The sequence below is a fragment of the Microcoleus sp. S13C4 genome (assembly GCF_036700865.1).
Classification (GTDB): Bacteria; Cyanobacteriota; Cyanobacteriia; order Cyanobacteriales; family Microcoleaceae; genus Microcoleus.
This window is the reverse complement of record NZ_JAUBPS010000151.1, coordinates 1-2,284: the sequence shown is the minus strand read 5'-3', so window position 1 is coordinate 2,284 and position 2,284 is coordinate 1. Positions and strand designations below refer to the sequence as shown.

Sequence of the window (2,284 nt, the reverse complement as noted above, 5' to 3'; positions counted from 1 at the left end):
TGATAGTTGACCTTCATAAAAAATCCCTTAATTTTCTGACCTGACATTGTAGCACTTATTTGGCAAAATGGTATAACCAAGGTTAGCAAAAGACTCAGCAAATACAATGAAAAAATACAGACCTCCACTGACTGACACAGAATTACAAGAATTAGAAAAGCTATCAACGCTTGAGTTTTCAACTTATAGTGAAGCCGATGTTCGCGAAGAATATTTAATGCCGATACTAAGATTGCTTGGGTATAGGAAAGATTTAGATTATTCAGTTTCTAGAGAAGACAGTTTTAAGCTAGATGATCTGTTTCTTCAGGTTGGATCGACACAAGTTAGGCTTGATTATATTTGTAGTATCAGAAAAGAATACTTCTGGCTAATTGATGCGAAAAAAGGGAAGTGTAAAGATTCCACTAATCCTCCCCAAATTAGAGAGCAAGATGTTTCTCAAGCATATTTTTATTCTTTGCATCCCACTATTAATTGCAAATACTTTGTTGTTTCAAATGGTTGGTACTTGAATGTCTATGATAGGGATGAAATTAATAATAAGCTGTTCTGCATTTAAACTGTATGTCAAGAAATAATCAAAGTCTTGTGAGATGGGCTTCGAGCAGCGTCCCGAATATGCAATTTAAATGCGCGACAGCTTAGTATAAATCCGATTTTAAGCATAGCTCATACTGAAATTCAAGATAAATTTTATGAACTGGATCATATTCTGGCTGCGACCCAACTTATTCCCCATATAAAAGCCAAGCTTTTATCTAATATAGAAAAAGTTTTATCTTCAGAAGTTAGCCTCGAAAGACTGGAAGAATTTGTTAAAAAAGTAGAAAAAATAACTGACAAAGTAAGACCTAAAGTCTTGGATAATTTTAGGTCGAATGCAAAGAAAGAGAGAGAAAGCAGCGAGGCTTTTTGGAAGAATTTGATTGCTAATGCTAACCCTTTGGAAATTATCCAAACTCTTTTTCAGCAAGCATACACTCAAAAAGAAATTAACGATGTTTCAGATGCTCTTGTAGAAAAGCTAGTGAATTCGTCTGAAGGCGAGCGCTATATTTTCATGAGGGAAATACTTATGTTGGAATTAAAATCCGTGAACTACTGGTATTACATAAATGTACTCAACTTTTTAATAAAACTAAATTATAGCAGTATCGCAAGCAATTATAGCAGTATCACAAGCGTTAATTTTACGTTATCTGATAATTTAGGTTGTTCGTCAATAGAAGGACTATTGCATTATTGGATATATCTATTGTTCAGCAGATTTAATAATAGACGCGACTTGAGATTAACAACTCTATTTGATGGTCTTTATCGCCGTCTGTTCAAGTTTTATTTCATTATGCAAAAAACCTCAAGAGATTATCTAAAAGAAATGGTAGAATTGAGCTATTACATTTTACCAGAAGAGACTATAGCTTGGATAGGTTATTCTCCTGCTAACAATCTGATTAAATCAGTGGAAAATGAAACCCAGCGGGCGCTTAGTGCAATCATAAGAAAATACTATGACAAAAATAAGCGACATTTTAACTTGAATCTTGCAGAACAAGAATACTTTCAAGTCAATGCTTTATATAACCAAATATTTGAGCAACAAAAAGAAAAATATTTAATATTACAAAATGAATTAGGTGATGATTGGAGTGAATTACTTTTTTTAGATGATATATTTCGGGAATTCGATCCTATTTTAGCTGCATCATGTAGTATTCTCCTAAGATATCCTCAAGTTGTTGAGGGGCTTCCAGAAAAAAGCAAAGTCCAGATTGGAATAGCAGCATCTATAAAATGTGTAAACTATGCCAAAGAATTATGTCAAAAACACAACCTACAATATTGGGAAATCAAAGATGCCGAAACAAGACAGAAAGCTATAGAATACTACTTTAGTCCACAATACGATCCTGATATATTTTTATCAACTTACCTTACTTAACTCTCTTATATCCGAGATTAAAAACCTGCTATTTTCTGTAGTGCAGGAAGGTAATAAGAGTGGCAAAGAATACAGTTAAATTACTAGATGTCGTTGCCTTAATAGTTGATATTCCTGAATATAATCTGTGGCGCGGACAAGTAGGGACTGTAGTTGAACTGTTGGCGGATGGTGCAGCGTTTGAGGTTGAATTTAGCGATCGCAACGGGCGCACTTATGAATCTGTCGGGCTTTATCCAGAGCAAATAATGGTGTTGTACTTTAGACCTCTTGCGAAAGTCTTAGGAGATCGCTAGTTGGTCTTCAAAGAAAGTTCATAATTATAAATACCAGCGATCA

3 protein-coding genes are annotated in these 2,284 nt (G+C 34.2%); all 3 read left to right on the top strand.

Annotation, left to right across the window (positions count from 1 at the left end; genetic code table 11):
• The first annotated feature begins 106 nt into the window (after positions 1-106).
• The 3 genes from QT996_RS28265 to QT996_RS28255 all read left to right on the top strand — a co-directional run bounded on the left by QT996_RS28265 (position 107) and on the right by QT996_RS28255 (position 2,241).
• Positions 107-562, top strand: a complete 456-nt coding sequence (locus QT996_RS28265) for a hypothetical protein (RefSeq protein WP_333050801.1) — start codon at positions 107-109, stop codon at positions 560-562.
• 300 nt (positions 563-862) lie between these two features.
• Positions 863-1,945 (top strand): hypothetical protein, encoded by a 1,083-nt coding sequence (locus QT996_RS28260; RefSeq protein ID WP_333050799.1) that lies wholly within the window; start codon positions 863-865, stop codon positions 1,943-1,945.
• 59 nt (positions 1,946-2,004) lie between these two features.
• A complete protein-coding gene (locus QT996_RS28255; RefSeq protein ID WP_333050797.1) occupies positions 2,005-2,241 on the top strand; it encodes a DUF4926 domain-containing protein in 237 nt (78 codons plus the stop codon).
• Positions 2,242-2,284 lie beyond the last annotated feature (43 nt).

What these genes read in the sequence shown, in the direction of transcription:
- QT996_RS28265 (WP_333050801.1), top strand. Translation starts at nt 107, where the DNA reads ATGAAAAAATACAGACCTCCACTGACTGACACAGAATTACAAGAATTA.